Genomic DNA, 18,738 nt, shown 5'->3' with positions numbered 1-18,738 from the left:
ATTAAGTATCTTGAGATTCAACGTTATTAACGTACCACTCATTAAAAAGCAAAATTGATTAAACTATTTAGAAAAGGAAGTATCAACATGTCAAAAATTATTGGTATTGATTTAGGAACAACCAATTCAGCTGTTGCCGTATTGGAAGGTGGTAGCCCAAAGATTATTACAAACCCAGATGGTGGCCGTACAACACCTTCTGTGGTTTCATTTAAGAATGGCGAAAGTCAAGTTGGTGATGTAGCTAAGCGTCAAGCAATCACAAACCCAGACACAATTATTTCAATCAAATCTCATATGGGTGAAGCTGGTTATAAGGTTAATGCCAATGGTAAAGACTATACACCGCAAGAAATTTCAGCGATGATTTTGCAATATATCAAAGGATATGCTGAAGATTACTTGGGCGAAAAAGTTGACAAGGCAGTTATCACAGTTCCTGCGTACTTCAATGACGCGCAACGTCAAGCAACTAAGGATGCAGGTAAGATTGCTGGGTTAGAAGTAGAACGTATTATTAACGAACCTACTGCTGCAGCCTTGGCATATGGTTTAGACAAAATTGACAAAGATGAAAAAATCTTAGTTTATGATTTGGGTGGTGGAACATTTGATGTTTCAATTCTTGAATTAGGAGATGGCGTTTTCGAAGTTTTGTCAACAAACGGTGACACACATCTTGGTGGTGACGATTTCGATGATAAGGTTATTGATTATTTGGCTAGCCAATTCAAGTCAGAAAATGGTATTGACTTGAAGGATGATAAGTTGGCATTACAGCGTTTGAAAGATGCTGCAGAGTCTGCCAAGAAGACTTTGTCATCTGCTAACGAAGCGCAAATCGATCTACCATTTATTGCCTCTGGTGCTAATGGGCCATTGCACTTGCAAACATCATTAACACGTGCTAAGTTTAATGAACTAACAGCAGATTTGATCAAGCGTGCTGAAGAACCTGTTAAGAACGCTTTGAAAGATGCTGGCTTGACAATGAACGATATTGATCAAGTGATTTTGAATGGTGGTTCAACACGTATTCCTGCTGTTCAAGAATCTGTTAAGAAGTTAACAGGTAAAGAACCAAATCATTCAATTAACCCTGATGAAGCCGTTGCGCTTGGTGCTGCTGTTCAAGGTGGTGTCATTACTGGTGACGTTAAGGATGTCGTATTGCTTGATGTGACACCATTATCATTAGGTATTGAAACAATGGGTGGCGTGTTTACTAAGTTAATTGATCGTAACACAACAATTCCAACATCTAAGTCACAAGTGTTCTCAACAGCTGCTGATAATCAACCGGCTGTTGATATCCATGTGCTACAAGGTGAGCGTTCAATGGCTACCGATAATAAGACATTGGGACGTTTCCAATTAGCAGATATTCCTGCTGCACCTCGTGGTGTACCACAAATTGAAGTGACATTTGATATTGACCGTAATGGTATTGTTAATGTATCAGCCAAAGACTTAGGCACACAAAAAGAACAAAAAATTACAATTCAAGCAGCTGGTGGTTTGTCAGATGAAGAAATTGAAAAGATGATGAACGATGCTAAGGCAAACGAAGAAGCGGATGCTAAGAAGAAGGAAGCTGTTGATACACGTAATAAAGCTGATCAACTTATTTTCCAAACAGAAAAGACTTTGGAAGAAGTTGGTGACAAGTTGGGTGATGACGAAAAGAAGCCAACACAAGAAGCTTTGGATGCTTTGAAGAAGGCTAAGGAAGCTGCAACTGCTGAAGACGCTGATTTGACAGATTTGAAGGCGAAGTCAGAAGAATTAACAAAGGTAGCAGGCGAATTAGCTATGAAGCTATATCAACAGAATGCACCACAATCTGATGATGCTGATGCTGACAAAAAAGATGACAATACAGTAGATGGTGACTTCGAAGAAGTTAATCCAGATGACAAAAAGTAATTTTTAGAATTAATAAGTGCATTGCGTAAAATAACGCGATGCACGTACATATTAAAAAGGAGTTGGGGACGTGAATAACACTGAATATTATGATCGCTTGGGTATTGGCAAAGATGCTAGCCAAGATGAAATCAAAAAGGCTTATCGGAAGCTATCGAAAAAATACCATCCTGACTTAAATCACGAGCCTGGAGCCGAAGAGAAGTATAAAGAGATACAAGAGGCCTATGAAACATTAGGTGACGAGCAAAAACGTGCTCAATATGATCAATTTGGACCGGCAGGAGCTGCTGGCCAAGGTGGTTTTGGTGGTGGATTCCAGCAAGGTGGCTTTGGTGACTTTTCTGATTTGGGTGACATTTTTAGTCAAATGTTTGGCGGTGGCTTTGATCCAAATCGACCACGAAAAGGTCAAGATTTGCAATATCGTATGCACTTAACGTTTGAAGAAGCTATTTTTGGTAAAAAAACAACCATTAAGTACTCTCGGACAGAAAATGGACAAACAAAGCAACATGAAGTATCTGTAACGGTGCCAGCAGGTGTTGAAACTGGTCAACAAATGCGTCTGGCTGGGCAGGGTGAAGCAGGTATCAATGGTGGACCACAAGGTGATTTGTTCGTTGTTTTCCAGGTAGATGCTTCGAAAGATGGTTTTGAAAGAGATGGTGCAGACGTCTATCTAGAGGTACCGATTAGTTTTGTCAGCGCAACATTGGGTGACGAAATTAATGTTAAAACGGTCCATGGCGATGTTAAGTTGAAAATACCTTCAGGTACACAAACCGGTACGGATTTCCGTTTGCGTGGTAAAGGAGCACCTCGATTGCGTGGTAACGGTAATGGTGATCAGTTTATTCGTGTCAAGGTTGAAGTGCCAACTAAATTAAATAAAGAGCAGAAAAAGGCGCTTGAAGAATTTCAATCAGCTACTAAAAGTAAAAAACGTGGATTTTTTGGTTAAGAAGTAAAGGCATGTGAAAACATGTCTTTTTGCATTTCATTTTAAGGTATACTGTAATGTATACAAAATTTTAACGGAGAATAACTTATGAATAAAGCGGTTGTTACTGTCGTAGGTCAAGATAAACCTGGTATTATTGCAGGTGTTGCAGCTAATTTAGCACAACACCAAGTTAATATTCTAGATGTTTCACAAACAATTATGGATGATATCTTTACGATGAGTATGTTAGTGAATTTAACACAATTGGATAAGCAATTTAACTTACTGCAAGATGATCTTAATGCTTTAGGCGAGAAACTTGGTGTAGAGATTCATACACAACGTGAAGAGATTTTTAAGGCAATGCAACAAGTCTAATAGTAAAAACTAAAACCACAATTTCTGGAGAAAACATGGATACAAGTCAGATCAAAGAAACCATTAATATGGTAGCTGAAGAACATCTCGATATTCGGACGATTACAATGGGTATTTCATTATTGGATACGATAGATTCAGATCCTAAAATGGCCGCCAAGAAGATTTATAACAAGATAACGCATTACGCGAAAGATTTGGTGCAAGTTGCTGATCAGATTGAGCGTGAATATGGCATACCCATCACTAATAAGCGTATTAGTGTGACACCCATTGCATTAATTGCTGGTAATACATCTGCGGAAGATATGTTGTACTACGCGCATGCACTTGATGATGCGGCTAAGGCAGTTGGTGTTGACTTTATTGGTGGCTATTCGGCACTAGTTCAAAAGGGCTTTAATAATGGTGATTTAGCACTTATTCATTCTATTCCAAAAGCCTTGACAGAAACAGATTTAGTCATGTCGTCCATTAATATTGGCTCAACTAAAGCAGGTATTAATTTAGATGCCATTAAATTAATGGGTGAAACAATAACGGAAGTATCAACTTTATCGAATACTGCAACGGCTAAGTTGGTTGTTTTTGCCAACGCTGTGGAAGACAATCCATTTATGGCGGGTGCTTTTCATGGTGTTAGTGAGCCAGATGTTGTGATTAATGTTGGTGTTTCTGGTCCTGGTGTTGTGAAACGCACTTTAGAAAAGGTGAAGCAACAACCCATTCATATCGTCTCTGAAACAATTAAGAAGACAGCTTTCAAAATTACTCGTGTTGGTCAAATGGTTGGTGCACTAGCAGCAGAGCGTCTCGGTGTTGAATTTGGTATTGTAGACCTTAGTTTGGCACCAACACCTGCGCGTGGTGACTCGGTTGCTGAAGTGTTGGAAGAAATCGGCCTTGAACAGGTCGGCACGCATGGGACAACTGCTGCTTTGATGCTTTTGAATGACGCTGTGAAAAAGGGCGGCGTTATGGCATCACAACGAGTGGGTGGCTTATCTGGTGCATTTATTCCGTTATCCGAAGATGCTGGTATGATTGATGCAGCACAAGAAGGCACATTATCATTATCTAAATTGGAGGCGATGACTTCTGTTTGCTCAGTTGGTTTAGATATGATTGCAATTCCAGGTGATACACCAGCAACTACAATTAGTGCTATGATTGCTGATGAAGCAGCAATTGGTGTTCAAAATAATAAAACGACGGCTGTACGTATTTTACCAGCGGTTGGTAAAAGCGTTGGGGAAATGGTTGATTATGGTGGCTTGCTAGGAACGTCTCCAGTAATGCCAGTCATAAACAAATCAAGTGCTGATTTTGTTAACCGTGGCGGACACATTCCGGCACCAATTCATTCTTTTAAAAACTAAACATGTGAAGAACCGTAAAGTATATTTTGCGGTTCTTTTTATTGAGGTGGCATGTTGTGAGCGAGTTAATTGACAGTCAAAATGGATAAATGATAAGGTAAACATAGTGAAAGCGTTCTATTGGTTTGATTTAGAAAGGAGTAGTAAATGACATTTACAACACCAGCATTACCTTACGAGGCGAATGCGTTAGAACCTTATATTGATGCCAAAACGATGACAGTACACCATGATAGGCATCATCAGACTTATGTGAATAACCTGAATAATGCTTTGAAAGACTATCCTGAATTCTCGGAATGGTCTTTGGAAAAGCTATTAACAAAAATTCACGAACTTCCAGAAGCATTACAAACGCCAGTACGTAATCAAGGCGGTGGTCATGCCAACCACAGTTTGTTTTGGGAGTTGCTAACACCTGATTTTGACCAAAAAATTCCAACGGACTTAGCTCAGGCTATTGATCAAAAATGGGGAGATTTTAACCAATTCAAATCAGAATTTACCCAGAAGGCAACGGGCGTGTTTGGTTCTGGATGGGCATGGTTGGTTAAAAATCAAGAGAATGAGTTGGAAATTATGACAACAGCGAACCAAGATTCACCTATTATGTCTGGCAAGAAACCATTGCTTGGGTTGGATGTTTGGGAACATGCCTATTACTTGAAGTATCAAAATCGACGACCTGAATATATTGAGGCATTTTGGCATATTGTTAATTGGCAAAAAGTAGATGAGTGTTTCAATCATTAGAATAAAAAGCAACCACAACTTTCGGACTACAGATTTGTGGTTGTTTTTGTTATGCTAAAGATATCATGATCTAAAGGATGAATTATTTTGAGTCTAGATGAACAAGGTATTGGTAACTTTTTATTAGAAAGCGGTGATAGCTATTCGCATGAACAAGAACAAGTTATACAGCGCATAATGGATTTTATACAGAAAAATATTAATCGACAGCATGCTATTTTAACGATTAAGGGTGATGCCGGGACAGGCAAAAGCGTTGTGCTGTTTGAAGCTTTTTTGCAATTACAAGCATTTGCGTTAAATTCTTCAAAATCAGACTTGTTTAGAACAGAAAATCGCTTATTAGTAAACCATGCAGAGATGCTTAAGATATATCGTAAACTATCAGAGACATCAGCTATTCTAAAGAAAAAATACTTTATGAAGCCAACGCCGTTTATTAACCAAATGGATAAGTTGGACCAACTATGCGATGTTGTATTCATTGATGAAGCGCATTTATTGCTAACTGAATCGGATAATTACAATCAATTTCATCAGGAAAATCAGTTAATTGAAATTATTAAACATGCTAAAATTGTAATTTTGATTTTTGATAGTCATCAAGTTTTAAAGTTTAAAAGTCAGTGGTATGATGAGGACTTGAATCATATTTTATCGCAGTATACGCATGAAACGATGACGTTAAAAAAGCAGTATCGAATACAAGATAAGTACCAGGATGTTACGTCTTGGATTAACACATTAACAATGAATCGCATGATAGTCCCACATGTTCAAACAGACACATTTGATTTTCGGATTTATAATAGTGCGGCAAAACTTTATGAAGCAATTCAAAGACGAAATACTAGTAATGGCCTATCCAGAATGTTGGCGACAACTGATTATTCCTATACAGTTGGTAAGGGTAAATGGTATGTTTCGACTGCTGATTTTAAGTTACCATGGGATCAACTCAATGTCGGAACAGAGCCATGGGCTTTAAGACCGGAAACTATTCACGAAGTGGGATCAATTTATACCATTCAAGGATTTGATTTGAATTATGCGGGAGTCATTATCGGTCCAGGGATAACCTATGATAAAAATAAGCAAAAGATTATCGTTACATCGGATAGGTATCAAGATAAGGCGGCGTTTAGGGTAACCAAAGGGCACTGCTTTAATGAAAAGGATAAGCAACGCATTATGTTAAATGCCTTGAACGTTCTGCTAAAACGAGGACGGAAAGGGCTGTATATCTATGCTCATGATCAAGCGTTACGTGAGGCATTTAACAACATTAAGATTGATAAAGCTGTATAATTTACTATTAGTAAGTGATGAAAAAAGTATAAATTGAGGTGTAAGCTTATGACAGAAAAAACAGCAATTTTTGCCGGTGGATGCTTTTGGTGTATGGTAGAGCCTTTTGATTCATTACCAGGCATTTTGAAAGTGAGATCTGGTTATACAGGTGGTCATACGGTTAATCCAACCTATGAAGCGGTTAGTTCACATACAACCGGTCATACAGAAGCTGTAAAAATTTGGTTTGATGATGCGTATATTTCCTATCAGGAATTAGTATCACTTTATTGGATGGTTGCTGATCCGACCGATGCCATGGGGCAATTTGCAGATCGTGGTGATAATTATCGACCTGTAATATTCGTAGCCGACGAATACCAAAAAAGCATTGCGGAACAATCGAAATTGGCGCTTGAAGCATCGAAGCGATTTGAAGATCCAATCGTTACTCAGATTGAACCAGCACAACCTTTCTATGAAGCTGAAGAATATCATCAAGATTTTTATAAGAAAGATCCAATTCGTGAGGCTGCTATGATGCGACCAAGAAAAGCCTATCAAAAGAAGTATTGGGCTGACAAGAAAGTGTGATAATGTGGCAAAATATGATAAAGAAACATTGCGAGACGAATTAAGTGCAGAAGCTTATGCAGTTACGCAAGAAGGTGCTACTGAACGACCTTTTACTGGCATGTATGATAATTGGTGGGAAGATGGTATTTTTGTAGATGTGGTTAGTGGTGAGCCATTATTTAGTTCCACGGATAAATATGATGCAGGTTGTGGCTGGCCATCATTTACACAGCCAATTAGCGCGCACCATATAAAAGAAAATGAAGATACCAGCTTTGGCATGGTTCGTACAGAAGTTAAATCAACAGAAGCACAATCTCATTTGGGGCATGTCTTTGATGATGGGCCAAAAGATAAAGGCGGCTTGAGATATTGTATCAATTCAGCAGCTTTAAAATTTATTCCAAAAGATCAGTTGGCTACTGAAGGATATGCGAGTTATTTAGCATTATTTAACTAAATTAGCATCAACGCTGACTGTATACGCCGCAGTTAAACGATATAGAAAGTAAATATATGCCGATGCTTAAGAAAAAAACTAAAAATTCAAAATTAAAAACGAGTTTGTTTTGGTTATCAATTATTTTGTTACTCGTACTATCATTGGTACTTATTTTCAACCGACAAATTGCTTACTTTACAGTAAAGCATTATCAACCGCAGTTAACCACGAAATCAGTAGCCACTGCTAAAAAAGAAAAAACGAAACAAAAGAACTTTAATTGGTCAAAAGTGCATGCTTTAACACCACAACAGATTTTAGCAGCACGTACCAGCGCTAAGGATACACAATATATTGGCCTAGTAGCTGTTCCTGAAATTGGTGTGAATTTACCGATAGCTAAAGGTACAACAGATCGTAATTTGTCGTTAGGTGCGGGTACCTTATATCAAAATCAAAAAATGGGTAGTGGTAATTATGCTTTGGCTAGTCATTTTGTGCAAGGCAAAAGCTATAAAGATTTGTTATTTTCTCCCATTTACTATAAAGGTAAAGTTGGCCAAAAGATTTATTTGACGGACTTAAGTCACGTGTATACTTATTGTTGCACAACAGTCAAGACGGTTCAACCAACTGATGTTGCGGTAACGTATCCAGTTAGCGGGAAAAAAATAGTGACACTCATTACTTGTGATTATACAGCAGAACGCGGTAGAGTAATCATGCAAGGTGAGCTCATTAAAACGACGACATGGCAACAAACGTCAAAACAGATTCAACAACAACTATCTGCAAAACAAAAGACACTATCTGAGTAGTGCCTTTTTATCTCTATATTTAATGGCGTAAGCATCATACAATACACAACGTCAGTACTATGTGTATTTTGGGAGTATAAAATGGAAAATGAAACCTTAAATATATTAAAACAACATATGTCAATCAGAGCTTTTACTGATCAAGTCATTACAGATGAACAAATAGCAACAATTCTGTCAGCTGCTGTTGCTGGTCCCAACATGGGTAATTTTCAACCTGTTACTTTTATTGAAATAACACAACAATCACTGAAACAAGCGATTACGGATGCTGTTAAAATGCATTATATTGCAACGGCAAAGCGTTTTTTCGTCGTTGTCATTGATTATAATAAAATATTAATAGGATTGAATGCAGAAGAAAGACAAAAAGCTGAAGATAAATTGAGTTATTATTCAATGCTAGAAGGTGCAATTATTAGTGCTGGTATTGCCCTAGGTCGAGCACAGGTTGCTGCAGAATCAATGGGGATTGGAACCGTGACGATGGCCGGTACTAATCGTGCACTTGAACTTTATCAGGCACATTTAAATTTGCCACGCTATGTTAAACCGGTAATGGGCTTTTCATTGGGTTACCCTGATCAAAATCCTGGCATTAAACCTAAGCTACCATTATCTGGTTTTTGGATGAAAGATACGTATCAACAAGTACAATTGGAAAAAACAGTTGCGTTATATAACGAAACGATGAAAGATTATTATAAGAAACGCGAATTAGAACGGACCTGGACTAGTAACAATAGGGCATCGTTATTAGCTGATCAAAATTTAGCTGATTTTACGACATATGCCAAGCAACAAGGATTTAATTTAAAGTAACAATAAAAGCATGATTATCGATGTGTTGACCGGTAAACATGCTTTTTATTGTTATTATGAGCAATTCTTTTGAAAAAGTAGATGAAACAGATTAAAACATAGGTAACAATTAATGCGGTTAATGCATATAAATGAGGAGGTAAAAATAATGCCATGGACAAAAGATGATTTTCCACCATCACTTAAAAATCTGAAACCAGTTGTAAGAAACAAAGCAATTGAAATTGCGAATGCTTTGAAAGAAGATGGCTATAATGATCAGCGTTCAATTTCAATTGCAACACATCAAGCCGAAGAATGGTTCAAAAAACGACACCAAGATGAATCGGTTTATGATCAACGACGGCGAGATGATTAAATAGTGATTATTTATTCAAAAAGACAGTTAGCAGTTACAGTGATTTTCTTATTGGAATAGATTATGACTATGACGATTCAGTTAATGGATAGCTTACTTTTTATCTGTATATTTCAATACATGAGAGGGATCATTCGGTAATGTTACCGAATGATCTCTTTTTAATTATAATATTTCACAAAAGTATGTACATTTTAACTGTAACTATTTATGATGATAGAAGTGTTTATATGCATAGTACAATCAGAAAAGTAGGGGATATCAATGAATCAGTTAGTTTGGGATAATGTGTTTAAAAATGGTAGATTGCGATGGTGATTAGCACATTATATGTCGTCATATTTTCAATTCTATCAGCGCTATCGCGAGGTATTATCACCGTTATTGATCGTTATCAGATGGGATATCGTAAAAGTTCAGTGTTCACCGTCAACTTTTTCAATAATTTATTAAGTATGTTATTAGTAACTGTTGTTTTGATAATCATGACGATGCAACATCGTTTGGCTTTAAACATAACACCGTGGTTATTAGTGCGTATCATTATTTATGCTAGTCTCGTTCAAGCTGTGGCATTTGGCTATAGTGCCTTGTTTAGGCAAGTAACAGTTATGGATTCCGTGCTATTAAGCAAGTTGACAGACTTTGTGATTCCAATCGCTATCTTTATTACAACGTGTTATTTTAATTGGCATTCATATTTTATTTCCGTTGTGTCTACAATATTGGTTATCGGACTGTTTTTGTTACCAGCGAGGACAAATAATAGCAGTACTAAAATTTTGATTAAAAATTTTTGGCTAATTGGTCCGTTTTTAATTCTTCAGGCCGCATTATCGCCAGTGTTGGTTGCGGATATCAAAACGCCAGAGGCGTTGATTACTTTTACGATTTTAACGATTTATTTGCGATTTTTAATAACACTCACAGCTTTTTTGCGCCAACGTCATCAAGCCAATATGATACGGGAACAGGTGGGGAGCCGAGTTATGATGTTATATGGTACACGTGCAGTATTGACACTAGTAGCCCAACTAACTTTTACGTTAGCAACCTCTAGTCAAACATCAAGTATTGCATGGGTATTTCTCAACATGACATCGTTATTTAGCATTATATTATCGGGATTCTTTTTACGGGAAAAGGTGGATCTCAAATCGTTTGGTGTGATATTAACTATTATTGTATTAGGCATTGTTAGCAATTTTGTTTAAGATGGTATGAATGAAAAAACCAGTACATTAAGTACTGGTTTTTTGTATTTCTAACTGTACGGTATTGCACTTTGGAATAGCGTGTGGCTTAAATAAAACGAGCTTCCGTAATGTTAATTCGAGAGGAAATAATGAATTCCTAAAATAGTCAAAGACATATACAGTACTCTAATTATTTAATAAAAAATTGATGATTAAAAAACTAATGTAAAATTAATAATAAATCCATTCATATATTATTTACAAAAATTGTTATCTCCTGATAATTTTGAGTAAAATTAAATTATTAATGAAAATATGATGAAATGTTATGCTTTGAACAAGATCATGGGGTATACTATCTAAGTGGACTAGACCACAAATACTATGAGGAGAGTCATATATGTCATTTGGAGAGAGAGTTTTACGCAAGAAACTTTACAAAGCTGGTAAGAGTTGGGTTATTGGTGGAAGTGCCGCGATGGTCATGGCACTAGCGATGGCGAGTGTACCTTTGCAGAGTGCATTCGCTGATGATGCAACAGTAACACCTAGTATCAGTGTAAAAGCAAATCAAGAACAAGATAACACAGTGTCAGATAAAGCTGTAAATGTTACAACAGAGAAAACAGATACTGCTGAACCGGTCACGACACCTAAGGGTGAAGAAAAAACTCAAACAAATGATTCGAATCAAGTAACAAAGAAAGATGTGTCACAATTAGAAAAGGCAACACAAAACGCTATTGTGTCACCAGCACAAGATACGAGCGATAAGCAAGTATCCGATGCTGATAAGCAAAACGCAGCATCCCCAGTCGCAAAAGATAGTGTCACTGATAAAGAACAGGCTGTGACGTCAGAGTCAAAAACAGCGAATATAGTTTCAGACAATCAAGTTCAGACTAAAACCACTAACGGTAAATATGTCGAAAATGATGGTCAATGGTCTTATGCATTTAGTAATGGTGAAAATGCTAAAGGTTTAACAAAAATTGATAATCATACGCAATATTTTGATAACAACGGCGTACAAGTTAAGGGGAAACTTGTCACAGTTGCAGGCAAGAATTATTATCTTGATCCAGATTCAGGTGATGCTGTCACTGGTGTTCAGCGTATTGATAATCAAGTTGCGGTTTTCAATACCACAGGTGAACAAGTAACAGATCAATTCTATCAAGACACCAATGGTGCCACTTACTATCTAGATGAAACAGGTAAGGCAGCCATTGGTTTGAAAACTATTGACGGTCACAATTACTATTTTGATAGCCTTGGTCAAATTAAGAAAGGCTTTTCAGGTGTATTTGACGGTAAAGTACTGTACTTTGATAAGGCTACTGGGCAAGAAGTTTCAGCAAATACTTCACAAATAAAAGAGGGCCTAGTGTCACAAAATACTGATTATACACAGCACAATGCTGCGCATAGTACAGATAAAGCAGATTTTGAAAATGTTGATGGTTACTTAACGGCCACATCATGGTACCGTCCCACTGATATTTTACGTGATGGGACACATTGGGAAGCATCTAAAGCAGATGATTTCCGACCAATTCTATCCGTTTGGTGGCCGGATAAACAAACACAAGTTAACTATTTGAATTATATGTCAGACATGAAATTGGTTAGTAATGATAACCAATTTAAGACAACAGATGATCAAGTTTCATTAAATGAAGCTGCAAATTATGTTCAGAAATCAATCGAAACTAAGATTAGTTTGAAAAAGAGTGTCGACTGGTTAAAAGAAGCAATCTCAGCTTTTGTTGTGACGCAACCACAATGGAATCAAAGCAGTGAAGATCCTAAGAATGACCATTTGCAAAATGGTGCATTGACATATGTGAATAGCCCATTAACACCAGATGCTAATTCTAATTTTAGATTGCTTAATCGTACACCAACAAATCAGACAGGCACACAAGCCTATAATTTAGATAATTCTAAAGGTGGCTTCGAGCTATTGTTAGCTAACGATGTTGATAATTCTAATCCTGTTGTTCAAGCAGAACAATTGAATTGGTTACACTACTTAATGAACTTTGGCTCAATAACAGCCAATGACGATACAGCTAATTTTGACGGTATCCGAGTAGATGCAGTGGATAATGTTGATGCTGATTTACTCCAAATTGCTGCTGACTATTTTAAGTTAGCTTATGGCGTAGATAAAAATGATGCAACAGCTAATCAACATCTTTCTATTTTAGAAGACTGGAGTCACAATGACCCATTGTATGTTTCCGATAAGGGAAACAATCAGTTAACAATGGATGATTATTTGCATACACAACTGATTTGGTCGCTAACAAAGTCATCTGATATTCGTGGCACGATGCAACGCTTTGTTGATTATTATATGGTTAATCGTAAGGATGATCATACTGAAAATGAGGCGATACCAAATTATAGTTTTGTACGAGCACATGATAGTGAGGTGCAGACAGTTATTGCGCAAATCGTTTCTGATTTGTATCCTGATGTTAAAAATAGCTTAGCACCAACTGAAGAGCAACTCGCTGCAGCTTTCAAGATTTATAATGAAGATCAAAAACTAGCTGATAAAAAGTATACACAATATAACATGGCTAGTGCCTATGCTATGTTATTAACGAATAAAGATACTGTACCACGTGTTTATTATGGTGATTTATATACCGATGATGGTCAGTACATGGCAACAAAGTCGCCATATTTTGATGCGATTAATACGTTACTTAAAGCGCGCGTTAAATATGTTGCAGGTGGTCAGTCAATGTCGGTTGATCAGCATGATATTCTAACAAGTGTTCGCTACGGCAAAGGCGCAATGACTAGCGCTGATAATGGTACTTCAGAGACACGCAATGAGGGTATCGGTACAATTGTTAGCAATAATAAAGATGTGAAACTTAATACTGGTGAAAATGTGATTTTGCATATGGGTGCAGCGCATAAGAATCAAGCGTATCGCGCCTTGCTTTCTACCACTGAATCTGGCTTGAATTACTATGATACCGATAATGGTGCACCAATACGTTATACCGATGGCAACGGTGATTTGATTTTTGGATCCCGAGATGTTTACGGTGTACAGAATCCGCAAGTTTCAGGATTCTTATCTGTATGGGTGCCTTTAGGAGCTGATGCCAATCAAGATGCTCGTACAGCATCAGATCAAACAGCAAGCACTGATGGTAAAGTATTCCATTCCAATGCCGGCTTGGACTCACAAGTGATTTACGAAGGATTTTCTAATTTCCAAGCATTTGCCACACAGGAAAATGAGTTTACAAACGCTGTGATTGCACAGAATGGTGACTTGTTTAAACAGTGGGGTATCACAAGTTTCCAATTAGCACCACAATACCGTTCAAGCACGGATACGAGTTTCTTAGATTCAATCATTCAAAATGGCTATGCGTTTACTGACCGTTATGATGTAGGTTATAAAACGCCAACTAAGTATGGTACTGATGAGCAATTACGTGATGCTATTAAAGCGTTGCATACAAGTGGCATTCAAGCTATTGCTGATTGGGTTCCAGATCAAATTTATAATTTGCCTGAACAAGAATTAGCGACAGTAACGCGGACAAATTCCTTCGGGGATGATGATGCGAACTCAGATATAGATAATGCCCTATATGTTGTCCAAAGCCGTGGTGGTGGTGAGTATCAAGCCCGTTATGGTGGTGCTTTCTTAGATCAACTACGAACACTTTATCCATCATTATTTAAAACAGCACAGATTTCAACAGGCGTACCAATTGATCCAACTGTTAAAATCAAAGAATGGTCAGCTAAATACTTTAATGGTTCTAATATTCAAGGTAAGGGTGAAGGCTACGTCTTGAAAGATAGTGGTTCTAATGCATATTACAAGGTAACATCTAATGATAGTAGTGGTAACTTTTTGCCTAAACAATTAACAGATGATCTATCATCAACAGGATTTACGCATGACAATAAAGGCATTATCTATTACACATTAAGCGGTTATAGAGCGCAAAATGCCTTTGTACAAGATGATAATGGTAATTATTATTACTTTGATAATACTGGACACCTAGTTACAGGCTTACAAAATATTAAGAATCATAATTACTTCTTTTTACCAAACGGTATTGAATTGGTTCAGAGTTTCTTACAAAAAGAAGATGGATCAACGATTTATTTTGGTAAGAATGGGCAACAAGTATTTAGTCAATATATTGTTGATCAAGATGGCATTGCCTACTATTTTGATGATGCTGGTAATATGCTAGATGACGGTTTTGCTACCATTGATGGGCATAAGCAATATTTCGATCAAAATGGCGTACAAGTTAAAGGCGAAATGATTAGTGATGATAAAGGACGTGCTTATTATCTACAATCAGGTAATGGTAATCTTGTAACACAGCGCTATATGCAAAATGAGGACGGCCAATGGTTCTATTTTGACGCTAATGGTGTTGCCGTAACTGGTATGAGAACGATTGATGGCATGAATAAGTATTTTTATCAAGATGGTCATCAGAGTAAAGGCAACTTCCTCAATATTGATGGACAGACATTGTACACTGATCCTACTGATGGGCATATTGTAACTGGTGTACAAACGATTGATGGTGAAGTTTATACTTTCGGTAATGATGGTGTGATGCTACGTAACCAATATCAGAGAAAGTCTAATGGTCAATGGTTATATCTTGATGATAATGGAAAAGCGGTTAAAGGCTTTATCACGCAAAATAATCAATTAAAGTATTTTGATGCGAATGGTGAACAAGTTAAAGATGGTATTGTCACTGATCCAAATACTCAGCTATCTTATTATTTTAATGGTACTGAAGGTGCAGCTGTAAAAAATGATTATTACTACTACCAAGATAACTGGTACTATGCTGATAAGAATTATCAAAGTGTGAAAGGATTTATTTCAATTGATGGTTATTTGCAACATTTTGATGAAGTAACGGGTATTCAAACAAAACAATCTAACTTAGATGGTAGTCATGGCACGAATTATTCATTTGATGATAAAGGAAATGCTGTACGAATTTAATGAATAAAGGATCCTGAATAAGTCATAATTTAGTGGATTCATAAAAATCTTGAGATTGACATGGTGTGATGATGCGCACTGGGCCAACTCAAGATTTTTTGTTTACTGTAAAAGGCTACTCAAATTAATAATTTGGAAAGCCTTTTTAAATTGTTATCGTATTATTTAAGAAATATATACACTAGAATTTGAGTTGACAAAATATATTCCATCAATTAATATAAACATTATTAATATTAATGATGTTTATATTAAAAGGGGAAGAAATGAAAAAATTGACATTACCGATAATATTTATTTTGGGTATATTCATTTGTATGTTGGATACAACAATTATGAATGTTAGTTTACCGAATATAAGTATTCATTTAAAATCGGGGTTAGATTCACTATCCTGGGCTTTGAACATATATCTTATTTTATTTGCTTCATTGACGATACCTTTAACGAGATTTGCTGAATTATATGGTATTCACAAATGGTTTTTAATCGGCGTATCTTTGTTTGCAATTGGGTCTCTCACATCAGCGTGCGCTAGTGGGTTACATATATTATTAATTGGTCGTGCCATTCAAAGTATAGGTGCGGCATTTGTGTTCCCTCTGTCTATGACATTGGGCATTAATTTAGTAGATGTAAGTAGCAGAACGAAAATGATAGCTATTTTGGGTATCACACAGGGACTAGCTGCAGCTTTGGGGCCAACGATTGGTGGTATCGTGACACAATTTTTGGGCTGGCGCTGGATTTTTTTGATTAATGTACCAATAACAATTGTGATTATTATTTTAGGTATCGCTAAGTTAACTTTTGATAAAGAAACGAATGCCAAACAGTCGATGGATGGTTTGGGTGCGGTGCTGAGTTTAGTATTTTTGTTTAGTCTTTCTTTAGGTATGATACAAGGGAGAAATTGGGGCTGGTTATCTTGGCCAACAGTGTTGTGCTTTATAATTAGTTTGGGTGGTTTTATTCTGTTTTTGATAACAGAAAAAACAAGTAAAAATCCTATGATACCATTACAACTTTTTGCTAATCCTTCATTTAGTCTTTCTGCAGTTATTATTATTTTGAGTAATTTATTTTTGGTTGCAACAACTGTTATTTTGCCTAGTTATTTTACAAATATTGAAAACTTTGATTCACTACATGCTTCTCTTTTGATTGCACCGATATCTATTTCTATTTTTATATTTTCACCAATATCTGGTTTTATGAGACAGAATATAAGTTCTAAATGGTTGCTAGCTGCTGGATTTTTAATAATGGTTTTGGGCTATTTTTGGTTGTCAAATGGGGCATTACGTCATCAAAATGATACGATAGTAGCCGGTATTGCAGTGGGAATGGGTTATGGTATGATTACAGGCTCTATTTTAATTATTTCAGCAGGTCACTTTACAGGTAGATTGTTAACGGCATCGCAAAGTGTTACCAGTGTTTTGCGTCAAGTTGGTGCAATGTTGGCTGTGGCTATTTTTATTACAGGATTATATAGCAATTTGAATACTGCTCGAGAGCATTCTATCTCATATGCTCAACAAAGCATTAAATCATTAAATATATCAGAAAAAAATCAAGATAATATATTAAAAACGATTAATATGAAAATGACTCAAACTGTTTTTCTACCCACGGATACATCACATTTACCTAAAACATTATCAACGTATATTTTGGAGACGGAGCAATATGCTAAGAACCAATTAACAAAAGCCTTTGAAAAATTGTACTTATTATCCATTCCATTTTTGTTGTTAGGTGTGTTGATCAGTTTATTTTTAAAAAATAAGTACTTATAATATTGTTTCATTGTTTAAAGTTACATTCCCATATCTAGCGGGGTATGGGTCCATTAATAGTAGTGTATAATGGCTAGTGACTTAAAAATGGAAGGTGTATTGATGACAATGAAAGGTAAAGAGATTATCTTAGGTATTCTAAAGGATAGCTCGCATACTGGCTATGAAATTAATGATATTTTACAAGAACGTTTAAACCACTTCTTTGATGGTACTTTTGGTATGATTTATCCAACTTTAAAAAAGTTAGAGCACGATGGCTTAGTAACAAAACAACAAATAACACAACATGATAAGCCCAACAAAAATGTGTATGCGATAACAAAGCAAGGGGAAAATGTTTTTTTGGAGGCATTGATAAAACCTACTACAGATGATGTGTTAAAATCGGACTTTTTAATGCGTATGTATTTTAGTGATTACTTAGATGCTCAAACGATAAAGCAATTTATCGAAGAAGAAATAGCACGAAAGCAATCTAAGCTGAGTAAATTAGAGTCTCAGTTGGATGGGTGGCGTAAGCAAGGAATGTCAGATACCAAAAAAATAACCGTTGATTATGGCATAGCTCATTACTCAGCTACGTTGCAAATATTACGTAAAGCGTTAGAAGAATACGAATAATGATATATCAAAAATTACCTTTGCTTTGACATAGTAAAGGTAATTTTTTATTAGCTTTAAAAATGAATACAGGCGTAATAATGATATGATAAAAGTAATTTATAGATGTCATTGGAGTTGTTTATGAATCGAATCAAACAATATCGTCAAAAGAAAAAATTGTCGCAATACGAATTATCACAACGTATTGGTGTTGCTAGGCAGACCATTAATTTAATTGAAAATGATAAATATAATCCTTCATTGGCATTGTGCCTGAAACTAGCATATGCACTAGAAACCGATCTGAATACATTGTTTTGGGAAGTAGATGCATCATCAGCAGAATCATCACAGTAAGATCCTGATGTCTTTACATAAAACCTTGTTTACAAATGGTTCAGCGTCTTATTTACT

16 protein-coding genes are annotated in these 18,738 nt (G+C 36.3%); all 16 read left to right on the top strand.

Annotated elements, in window-relative coordinates:
• Positions 1–87: 87 nt before the first annotated feature.
• The 16 genes from dnaK (at position 88) to C5L23_RS06675 (ending at position 18,681) form a co-directional block, all read left to right on the top strand.
• On the top strand, positions 88–1,926 hold the full coding sequence (dnaK, locus tag C5L23_RS06750; protein WP_133264524.1) for a molecular chaperone DnaK: 1,839 nt from the start codon (positions 88–90) through the stop codon (positions 1,924–1,926).
• A 70-nt stretch (positions 1,927–1,996) separates the two neighbouring features.
• Positions 1,997–2,890 (top strand): DnaJ C-terminal domain-containing protein, encoded by an 894-nt coding sequence (locus C5L23_RS06745; RefSeq protein ID WP_133264522.1) that lies wholly within the window; start codon positions 1,997–1,999, stop codon positions 2,888–2,890.
• 87 nt (positions 2,891–2,977) lie between these two features.
• A complete protein-coding gene (locus C5L23_RS06740) occupies positions 2,978–3,250 on the top strand; it encodes an ACT domain-containing protein (RefSeq protein WP_010007086.1) in 273 nt (90 codons plus the stop codon).
• 35 nt (positions 3,251–3,285) lie between these two features.
• Complete coding sequence (locus C5L23_RS06735; protein ID WP_010007085.1) at positions 3,286–4,629, top strand: PFL family protein; 1,344 nt, start codon at positions 3,286–3,288, stop codon at positions 4,627–4,629.
• A gap of 147 nt (positions 4,630–4,776) precedes the next feature.
• The gene (locus C5L23_RS06730; protein ID WP_010007084.1) at positions 4,777–5,382 is read left to right on the top strand and encodes a superoxide dismutase; all 606 of its coding nucleotides are present in this window, start codon (positions 4,777–4,779) and stop codon (positions 5,380–5,382) included.
• A gap of 87 nt (positions 5,383–5,469) precedes the next feature.
• Positions 5,470–6,690, top strand: coding sequence for a DUF2075 domain-containing protein (locus C5L23_RS06725; RefSeq protein ID WP_010007083.1), 1,221 nt, complete (start codon positions 5,470–5,472; stop codon positions 6,688–6,690).
• A 48-nt stretch (positions 6,691–6,738) separates the two neighbouring features.
• Positions 6,739–7,266, top strand: a complete 528-nt coding sequence (gene msrA, locus C5L23_RS06720; protein ID WP_133264520.1) for a peptide-methionine (S)-S-oxide reductase MsrA — start codon at positions 6,739–6,741, stop codon at positions 7,264–7,266.
• A gap of 4 nt (positions 7,267–7,270) precedes the next feature.
• Entirely contained in the window at positions 7,271–7,708 is a 438-nt protein-coding gene (gene msrB / locus C5L23_RS06715; RefSeq protein ID WP_010007079.1) for a peptide-methionine (R)-S-oxide reductase MsrB, read from the top strand.
• 62 nt (positions 7,709–7,770) lie between these two features.
• On the top strand, positions 7,771–8,508 hold the full coding sequence (locus tag C5L23_RS06710; RefSeq protein ID WP_240034438.1) for a class A sortase: 738 nt from the start codon (positions 7,771–7,773) through the stop codon (positions 8,506–8,508).
• Positions 8,509–8,589: 81 nt separating this feature from the next.
• On the top strand, positions 8,590–9,330 hold the full coding sequence (locus C5L23_RS06705) for a nitroreductase family protein (protein ID WP_133264519.1): 741 nt from the start codon (positions 8,590–8,592) through the stop codon (positions 9,328–9,330).
• Between the two features lie 148 nt (positions 9,331–9,478).
• Positions 9,479–9,688 (top strand): DUF2188 domain-containing protein, encoded by a 210-nt coding sequence (locus C5L23_RS06700; protein WP_010007072.1) that lies wholly within the window; start codon positions 9,479–9,481, stop codon positions 9,686–9,688.
• Between the two features lie 311 nt (positions 9,689–9,999).
• On the top strand, positions 10,000–10,902 hold the full coding sequence (locus C5L23_RS06695; RefSeq protein ID WP_010007069.1) for a hypothetical protein: 903 nt from the start codon (positions 10,000–10,002) through the stop codon (positions 10,900–10,902).
• Between the two features lie 382 nt (positions 10,903–11,284).
• Positions 11,285–15,916, top strand: a complete 4,632-nt coding sequence (locus C5L23_RS06690) for a glycoside hydrolase family 70 protein (RefSeq protein ID WP_010007068.1) — start codon at positions 11,285–11,287, stop codon at positions 15,914–15,916.
• A gap of 266 nt (positions 15,917–16,182) precedes the next feature.
• On the top strand, positions 16,183–17,718 hold the full coding sequence (locus C5L23_RS06685) for a DHA2 family efflux MFS transporter permease subunit (RefSeq protein ID WP_010007067.1): 1,536 nt from the start codon (positions 16,183–16,185) through the stop codon (positions 17,716–17,718).
• A gap of 69 nt (positions 17,719–17,787) precedes the next feature.
• Positions 17,788–18,342 (top strand): PadR family transcriptional regulator, encoded by a 555-nt coding sequence (locus tag C5L23_RS06680; protein ID WP_240034437.1) that lies wholly within the window; start codon positions 17,788–17,790, stop codon positions 18,340–18,342.
• Positions 18,343–18,465: 123 nt separating this feature from the next.
• Positions 18,466–18,681, top strand: coding sequence for a helix-turn-helix transcriptional regulator (locus tag C5L23_RS06675; protein ID WP_010007065.1), 216 nt, complete (start codon positions 18,466–18,468; stop codon positions 18,679–18,681).
• Positions 18,682–18,738 lie beyond the last annotated feature (57 nt).

Source organism: Leuconostoc fallax, assembly GCF_004354645.1.
Taxonomy (GTDB): domain Bacteria; phylum Bacillota; class Bacilli; order Lactobacillales; family Lactobacillaceae; genus Leuconostoc_B; species Leuconostoc_B fallax.
This window is presented reverse-complemented; position numbering and strand designations above follow the sequence as displayed.

What these genes read in the sequence shown, in the direction of transcription:
- dnaK (WP_133264524.1), top strand. Translation starts at nt 88, where the DNA reads ATGTCAAAAATTATTGGTATTGATTTAGGAACAACCAATTCAGCTGTT.
- C5L23_RS06740 (WP_010007086.1), top strand. Translation starts at nt 2,978, where the DNA reads ATGAATAAAGCGGTTGTTACTGTCGTAGGTCAAGATAAACCTGGTATT.
- C5L23_RS06735 (WP_010007085.1), top strand. Translation starts at nt 3,286, where the DNA reads ATGGATACAAGTCAGATCAAAGAAACCATTAATATGGTAGCTGAAGAA.
- C5L23_RS06730 (WP_010007084.1), top strand. Translation starts at nt 4,777, where the DNA reads ATGACATTTACAACACCAGCATTACCTTACGAGGCGAATGCGTTAGAA.
- msrA (WP_133264520.1), top strand. Translation starts at nt 6,739, where the DNA reads ATGACAGAAAAAACAGCAATTTTTGCCGGTGGATGCTTTTGGTGTATG.
- C5L23_RS06710 (WP_240034438.1), top strand. Translation starts at nt 7,771, where the DNA reads ATGCTTAAGAAAAAAACTAAAAATTCAAAATTAAAAACGAGTTTGTTT.
- C5L23_RS06705 (WP_133264519.1), top strand. Translation starts at nt 8,590, where the DNA reads ATGGAAAATGAAACCTTAAATATATTAAAACAACATATGTCAATCAGA.
- C5L23_RS06700 (WP_010007072.1), top strand. Translation starts at nt 9,479, where the DNA reads ATGCCATGGACAAAAGATGATTTTCCACCATCACTTAAAAATCTGAAA.
- C5L23_RS06695 (WP_010007069.1), top strand. Translation starts at nt 10,000, where the DNA reads ATGGTGATTAGCACATTATATGTCGTCATATTTTCAATTCTATCAGCG.
- C5L23_RS06690 (WP_010007068.1), top strand. Translation starts at nt 11,285, where the DNA reads ATGTCATTTGGAGAGAGAGTTTTACGCAAGAAACTTTACAAAGCTGGT.
- C5L23_RS06685 (WP_010007067.1), top strand. Translation starts at nt 16,183, where the DNA reads ATGAAAAAATTGACATTACCGATAATATTTATTTTGGGTATATTCATT.
- C5L23_RS06680 (WP_240034437.1), top strand. Translation starts at nt 17,788, where the DNA reads ATGGCTAGTGACTTAAAAATGGAAGGTGTATTGATGACAATGAAAGGT.
- C5L23_RS06675 (WP_010007065.1), top strand. Translation starts at nt 18,466, where the DNA reads ATGAATCGAATCAAACAATATCGTCAAAAGAAAAAATTGTCGCAATAC.